General features: G+C 30.3%; 8 protein-coding genes. 4 read left to right on the top strand and 4 right to left on the bottom strand.

What is annotated here, in order from left to right; translation table 11 throughout:
• The first annotated feature begins 681 nt into the window (after positions 1-681).
• The 3 genes from MK119_RS20625 (at position 682) to MK119_RS20615 (ending at position 3821) form a co-directional block, all read left to right on the top strand.
• Positions 682-1740 carry a histidine kinase gene (locus tag MK119_RS20625; protein WP_290682914.1) on the top strand — a complete coding sequence of 353 codons (1059 nt, stop codon included), beginning with the start codon at positions 682-684 and terminating at the stop codon, positions 1738-1740.
• Positions 1740-2420 (top strand): response regulator transcription factor, encoded by a 681-nt coding sequence (locus MK119_RS20620; RefSeq protein ID WP_290682912.1) that lies wholly within the window; start codon positions 1740-1742, stop codon positions 2418-2420. The genes MK119_RS20625 and MK119_RS20620 overlap by 1 nt, the downstream gene beginning before the upstream one ends.
• 153 nt (positions 2421-2573) lie before the next feature.
• Positions 2574-3821, top strand: a complete 1248-nt coding sequence (locus tag MK119_RS20615; protein ID WP_290682910.1) for an alpha/beta hydrolase-fold protein — start codon at positions 2574-2576, stop codon at positions 3819-3821.
• Between the two features lie 12 nt (positions 3822-3833).
• Here the strand turns inward: MK119_RS20615 and MK119_RS20610 are convergent, their stop codons facing one another.
• The 3 genes from MK119_RS20610 to MK119_RS20600 form a co-directional block, all read right to left on the bottom strand.
• Positions 3834-4064, bottom strand: coding sequence for a LytTR family DNA-binding domain-containing protein (locus tag MK119_RS20610; protein ID WP_290682908.1), 231 nt, complete (start codon positions 4062-4064; stop codon positions 3834-3836).
• 24 nt (positions 4065-4088) lie between these two features.
• Entirely contained in the window at positions 4089-4478 is a 390-nt protein-coding gene (locus MK119_RS20605; RefSeq protein ID WP_366512850.1) for a response regulator, read from the bottom strand.
• Between the two features lie 78 nt (positions 4479-4556).
• On the bottom strand, positions 4557-4904 hold the full coding sequence (locus MK119_RS20600; RefSeq protein WP_290682906.1) for a hypothetical protein: 348 nt from the start codon (positions 4902-4904) through the stop codon (positions 4557-4559).
• Between the two features lie 29 nt (positions 4905-4933).
• On the opposite strand from MK119_RS20600, the gene MK119_RS20595 reads away from it, so the two are divergent.
• Positions 4934-5185 carry a hypothetical protein gene (locus MK119_RS20595; protein ID WP_290682905.1) on the top strand — a complete coding sequence of 84 codons (252 nt, stop codon included), beginning with the start codon at positions 4934-4936 and terminating at the stop codon, positions 5183-5185.
• Between the two features lie 136 nt (positions 5186-5321).
• On the opposite strand, the gene MK119_RS20590 is transcribed toward MK119_RS20595, so the two are convergent.
• A complete protein-coding gene (locus MK119_RS20590; protein ID WP_290682903.1) occupies positions 5322-7508 on the bottom strand; it encodes a prolyl oligopeptidase family serine peptidase in 2187 nt (728 codons plus the stop codon).
• Between the last annotated feature and the right edge of the window lie 19 nt (positions 7509-7527).

Raw genomic sequence — 7527 nt, 5'->3', positions numbered from 1 at the left:
TGTCCTCTAAATGGGGGAATGATCACTAATTCCTTAAAAATACTATTTTTTTAACTAGGATCTCGTGTTAGATAAAATTGAATTATGATTTTATTATTTAATAATGATCATAATGGGAAGTTGTAGTTTTTTTTTAATAATAAGACAGCATTCAACAAAGAAATTGAATATTTGATAAGTTTTTTAAGTTTAAACTTTGTTTGTTGATAAACTTGTTAAATACTTGAGCGTTCTCAATAAGGTTTTGAAAAACGCTTACGATGTGGTTTATACTACCAATTATAGGTTGACGATGTTTGTTTGAATTGTGTTTCATTATTAATAATTTAAAATGCTATCAATAAGGAATTGTATTCTTTCATAAACATACTAATAGGTCTCAAACCCTCCAATAAAAAGTTCGTACTTTAAAGGTTCGAGGTCACAAATAAATGGAAAGCAAGCTAAATAGCTTGCTTTTTAGTTTTAAATAACTTTCTTTACACTCTCTATCAATTCATCATACTTTTTCTGCAATCTAAATGTTGCTCTTTTTAAACACCAAGTATGGTAAATAAAAAACATAGTCACTTATTGGCTATATGTTTGCAGTTTCTTTCTATTCGTCAATTTTTCTAATTCTCTTAAAATTTAGAACTATATTAATTGCTTAAAAATTATGTATTGTTAACCTTTACGCAAATGAGAACTATCAAAAACAAAATCTTTCACAAAAAAACACTTTTCCATTTGCTGTTTTGGATACTATTGCTTGCTTATTATATTGGAGCTAGATGGCCTTTTGATACAAACAAAATGTTCTTATTTGAAAATATGTTTTTTTCGTTATTGGTTCAAGTAGGTCTCACATATCTTGTGCTTTTTATTTTGATTCCAAAGTTATTGAACAATAAGAAAAGAGGCTTGTTCGTCATTAGTATTATCATCGCGGCTTATTTAACATATGTAATATATAATTTTATTAAAAGTTATTATTTAATTCCCAAATATCCAGAAGTTTACCTAACTAGACACCAAAGTACATTTTTAGAACAGATCACAGATTTATTTCCGTTTTTTCACGATTTTACGGCATTAATTTTACCCACAGCCATTTTAACTGCCTTTGAATACTATCGCAATCAAAAAGAGATATTGACTTTAAAAGAGCAAAAAAAATCATCAGAGTTAGAAGCTTTAAAGAATCAATTGAACCCTCATTTCCTATTTAATACTCTTAATAATCTTTATTTATTGACTTTAAAGAAATCTGATGATGCGCCTGAGATCATTCATAAACTTTCAGAAATATTAGATTATATTTTATTTAGATGTAATGACAAATTTGTTCCTTTAACCAACGAAATAAAGCTTTTAGATAATTATATAGCATTAGAAAAAATACGATATGGAAAAAGATTAAAAATAAATTTTGAGCACGATGTAGAAACGGGTGCGAAGATTGCGCCATTATTATTGCTTACTTTCGTAGAAAATGCTTTTAAACACGGAGTAAGTGAAGAAATTAATGAAGCAAGAATTACTATCACGTTAAAGGTAGATGGTAGTGCTATTTTTTTTAAAATAGAAAATACCAAACCCTCAATAATTAATACCGAAAATGAGACTAAAAATAGACAGTCATTAGGATTACAGAATGTTAAGAAACAGTTGGATATTTTATATGGAAATAACCATGTTTTAACTCTAAATGACAATGAAAAGAATTTTAGCGCAACCTTAAATCTAATTACTAACTAATGTATACATGTATAATCGTTGACGATGAAGAATTAGCGAGAGAGCTTATGGAAAGGCATTTGTCACAACTAGAAAATTTTAAGTTAGTAGCTTCCTGTGCATCTGCAATTGAAGCCTTTAAAGTCCTTAAAGAAGAAAAAGTTGATTTAATTTTTTTAGATATAGAAATGCCATTACTTAAAGGAACTGACTTTCTCAAGAATCTAAACATATCATCTAAGGTTATTTTTACAACTGCGTTTAGAGAATATGCACTAGAGGGATATGAATTAAATGTTGTGGATTATCTTTTAAAACCCATAATTTTCACCCGATTTTTAAAAGCAATACATAAATTTTTAGAGAGTGTTAAAACTGGGATTAATGATTCAGTCAATAAGCACATTTATATTCAAAGCAATAAAAAAAACATCAAGATTATACTTGATGATGTATTATACATAGAAAGCTTAAAAGACTATCTCCAAATTCATTTAGAGAACAAAAAAATACTTTTTAAAGGAGGAATTTCTGCTTTTGAAAAAGAGCTTAACAATCATTTTTTACGTGTCCATCGCTCATATATAGTAAATATTAACAAGATTTCTGCCTATACTAAAAACGACATAGAAATTGGAGAAATTGAAATTCCTATTAGTGATTCTTATAAGGAAAAAGTGATAAAAAAAATTAAAAGATAGCGTATTTCTTACCTTAAAAAAGTCTTCTTATTGAAAATTTAAGCAATCATAGACGCTTATCAGTTATATGTTTGCAGATTCTCCAAATTAGTCTATTAAATCATTTGTGTATTTATAATTCATGTAGATTTAGATTATAAGATTTACATTGACATGAGAAAAAACACTTCAATTCTATTAATTGCAATCGTTTGTTTTGCAATTACAAAGGTATCTGGACAATCAAAATATTTAATAGAGTTAGGAAAACTGGATAGTTTGTATTCAAATCACTTAAAGGAAAATCGTGAATTTTGGGTGCAACTCCCTGAAAGTTTTGATCCAAATAGTAGCCGAAAATACCCTGTTACATATGTTTTAGACGGAGGTGTACATTTAGGGGCTGTTTTTGCAGTGTATAACTATTATAGCAGTGGTTTTACTTCTGAAATGATCATTGTTGGAATTTCCAACAGAAGGCAAAGAACACGAGATTTAACCACCTCAAAAATAAGTAGAAGAAGAGGAATTTCCTTCAATCAAGAAAGTGGAGGCGCCGAAAACTTTACACAATTTATTAGAGATGAGTTAATTCCTTATATTGAGAGTAAGTATCCAGCAACACCATATAGAACACTGATTGGACATTCGTATGCAGGTTTGTTTACCATAAATACACTAATTCATCACACTGATTTATTTGACAATTATTTAGCGATTGATCCAAGCCTAGATTGGGATCATCAAAAATTATTAAAAGAGGCTAAAAAAGTATTAGCCAAGAAAAAGTTTACAGGAAAATCTCTTTTTATCTCATTAAGTGGTCAATTGCATAGACAGAATAGTAAAATCAATATTAATAATGTAATGCAGGATACAACAGAATTCTCGTTATTTCCACGTTCAATCATTGAGTTTTCCAGGTTTATAGAAAAAAATAAACCCACCGATTTGCGCTTTGCATGGAAGTTTTATCCCAAAGATATACATGGCACAGTACCGCTACCTTCAATTAGAGACGGTTTGTTATTTATTTTTGAATGGTTTCAAATGGAAGAAACAGATAAAATAAATTCTCCAGGAACTTCAAAAGGAGAACTACTGAGCATCATCAACCATAGAGCTCAGAAACTTCAAAAACATTTTGGATATAAAGTTCCGCCTTATCCTGAAGAGCTTTTTAATATGTTAGGCTATATGAGTATGGAAATGAAACAATTGGAAAAAGCGAAAATGTACTTTGAAAAAGCCATTGAATACTATCCTAAAAGCGCAAATGCTTACGACTCCATAGCAGAATATTATGTATTACAAAACGATTATCAAAATGCTTTAATACACATAAAAAAAGCATTTAGTATAAATCCTATTGATTATTATAAAACTCGAATTGAAAAAATTAAACGTAAAATAGAGGATTAATTTATGATTCAATCACTTTATGATTTTGGTCAAATTTTGTTTGTACACATTCCCGATTGGAATGGTAGCTTCCCCAATTTTTAATCGATTTCCTTCAATGGTTAGGATTTTTTTTATAGCAATGATAAAAGATTTATGCACGCGAAGAAACTGATTTATAGGAAATGTCTTTTCAAAATTAGTTAAGCGATCTAGTGTTGTAATGGTTTCATTTTCTAAATGAATCTTTACATAACTCCCCAAACTTTCTAGGTAGAGAATATCATCTTATTGTATTTGGTGGATTTTTTTATCGCCCTTAATGAAGATACGCTCCACAGTAGTTTTTTGAGTTGAAGACTGTATTGCTTTTGGTTTGGAACTTCCTGTTACTGATAAATCCAATAACTTTTTGTGATCTTTCGCTTTTTGTATCGCTTTTAAAAAACGCTCAAAACTAAAGGGCTTCAATAAATAATCTATCACATTCAACTCATAACCTTCCATCGCATATTCTTGATAAGCCGTTGTAATAATAACCAATGGAGGATTTTTGATTGTGCGTAAAAAATCCAATCCTTTTAACTTTGGCATATTGATATCTAAAAAAATCAAATCTACTTCGTGTCCATGTAAATAATTGATTGCTTCAAAAGCAGAATGGCATTCGCTTTCAATGGTTAAAAACGAAAGATTGACACAATAATTCTGTATAATTTTTGTGTGCTAATGGTTCATCATCTACAGTAATACAATTCATTCGATATGTAATTTTAAATCCACGCGAAACAACGTGTTTTCTTTGACAATAGTCAATTCATGAGTATTGGGATAAATTAAAGATAATCTTCTTTTTACATTTTCAAGTCCTATACCTATTGATTTATTTTGATCAGCTTCATTAAAATTATTCTCAATAAAAAAATGAAGTAAATTTTCTTTTACGGTAAGTTCTATTTTTAAAAAAGCATCTTTTTCAAGCAAATCAAAACCATGTTTAAAAGCATTTTCTAAAAATACAATCAAAATCATAGGCGTTATTTGCAATCTATTAATAGTAATATCTTTTTCAAAGCTAATTTGACCACGATTGTGATGTCGCATCTTTTGCAATGCAATAAAATTTTCTAAGTATGCTACTTCACTTGCGATGGCAACAGTATCTTCTTTACACACAAAATGATTGGGTAGAAATTGGTTTATATGCTGACGATGAAGAAAAAGAATTGCTAGTTGTAAAACGTGTATTAATTACTGATAAGCAAATGAACTTTACATTTGAAGTCGATACAGTTCCTGCAAAAGCTGCCATTGACCCCAAACGTTTACTGATAGAACGTGTTATTGATGATAATGTGAAAATTGTAACCGAAGCAATACATTGACCTATTCTATGAATTACTAATCAATTTAAAAATAAAACAAAGCGAAAAGCCAGACGTTTCGGTCTGGCTTTTCTATTGGATTGAGTTAGTAAAAATATGCGTATTCTTAATTTCGAAAAATAAAAAATAGCAATCTTTAATTTGTAAATGAATTTTCTTTTAGTGTAAAATCTTTGTGCCCAGTTTGCCAAAATGCAAAAGACAACATGTCTTGTAATTCTCGACTCCGTTTTTCGGCACTTGCATCAAATCCATGTCCGCTTTTAAAATCGATATTGAATACAATGGGAGTATTGGCTGCATTGGCTTGAATCATTTTTGCGGCAAACTTTCCAGGTTGCCACATCGGAACTCTAGTATCATTCATTCCTGCTGTCAATAATAATGCAGGATATTTTTCTCCTTTTTTTATATGGTGATATGCATCCATTTCTAATAAATATGTAAACTCGTTCGGGGCTTTTACAGTTCCGTACTCTTTGACACCATTGAGTCCGTTTGGTGTATTTTCAGAGCGCAAGGTATTTAGTTTACCCACACGCACAATGGCTGCTGCATATAAATCTGGGCGTTCTGTAATAGCACGTCCAATTAAAATTCCTCCAGCACTTGAACTCCAGGCTGCAATTTTTTTAGGATTGGTATATTTTTTTTCGATTAAATATTCTGTACAAGCAATAAAATCTTTCCATGTATTGGGTTTGGTCTTTTTAAATCCTGCTTTGTGCCAAGTATCTCCTTTTTCTCCTCCTCCACGCACATGAGTTACAGCATAAATTCCTCCTTTATCAATCCATTGCATCATCAATGGATTTACTTCTGGTGTCATGGAAAAAGCGTACGTTCCATAACCACTCATCATTACATGATTGTTTCCATCTTTTTGTGTGTCTTTATGATAAATTAACGAAAGTGGAATCAATACTCCGTCATGCGAAGGTACTTCTACTTCTTCTACAACAATATCATCGTAATTTTTAGTGCTCTTTTTTGGATAGATACTTTCCTCCATAAATGTACTATCCTCTGAATTGTATTTGTATCGTACTTCATTGGTCGTCCAGCCGCTAACTTCAATCCATAAATCATCATAATTCGTTCCTTTAGAAATCAAATAAATGGCTCCTGCTGGTTTCGGAATTGGAATTTCTACTACTTCCCTATCTTCTAATTTATAAAGTTTTGAAGACACTCCGTTTTTTGTTTTCACAAAGAATAATCCTTGTTTGGTAAGTACAAAATCAGAAATAGTTGCTCTTGGATCTTCTGCTACTACGACTTCAGCATTGCGAACATCTGGATTTTTCAATGATGTTTTACATATTTTGAAATTAGAAGCGTTTCGAGCTGTTACAAAATACAAATCATCTTCCATCACATAAAAAAATGGCACTTTATCTTCCTGCTTAAATAAAGGTTGCCATGCTATTTTAGTATTGTACAAATTAGCATATTCTGTATAGTAATACTCATAATATGCACTTGCACCAGAAACATTACTGAACAAATACTTGTCATTTGGATTTTGTAGAATTATCTCAGGAAAATCTCCTGAATTCATTTTAATTTCTGGGTTGTTCTTTTTAGAAAAGTATACGTTTCTCCTTTTTGGATTGCTTCCAATTTTATATAAAACGGTTTCTACGTTTTTCAAATAATCTTCAGCATCACTATTAGTCTCAGGGACATATTCATAAAAAAAACCGCTATCGTCAGACAACCAACGTACGCCGCCTAACGCAACTGGCCAGGCATTTTGTATTACTTGCGGATATTGTTTTTTTGTTTTTGTGTCTAAGATGATCATATTGGAAATTTCCTCATCATCTTTGGAAAGACTAATCACGATTTTACTATTATCCCAACTTGGGTTAAAATAATTAATATAGTAGGTATCACTTGAAATTGTTTGATAGTTTTTAGGATCAAAAATTAGTATCTCCTCACCTTTTAATTGATACCTACAGTATAGTTTTGCGGTAATTTCTTTGGCTTCTTTTTTTAAGTAATAATAATGGTCGTCGTTCGTAAAAGTTAGCTCAGAAATTTGAACGCTAGAAGCATTCTTTTGAGCTTGAAATAACTCACGACTTGTGATATTATTGAGTATATTGTTTGCATAATTAGCTTCTTTTTCATACCAGTCCAAAACCATAGAATCTTTTATGTTTTCCAACGGTCTAAATTGATCTGCAATTACTTTCCCATGATATGTTTCAGTAGTATTATCTTTAATAGTATCAGGAAGCGTTCGTTGAAACGAATGTTCTTTTGAACAACTTACGAGAATTATTAAAATAATACATAGCAATTTTCTACTCATAAAATCTGAAAATTAATAA

The sequence above is a fragment of the Kordia sp. genome, from assembly GCF_022447245.1.
Lineage (GTDB): Bacteria > Bacteroidota > Bacteroidia > Flavobacteriales > Flavobacteriaceae > Kordia.
The sequence above is the reverse complement of the archived record's forward strand: the minus strand, read 5'-3'. Positions and strand labels throughout refer to the sequence as shown.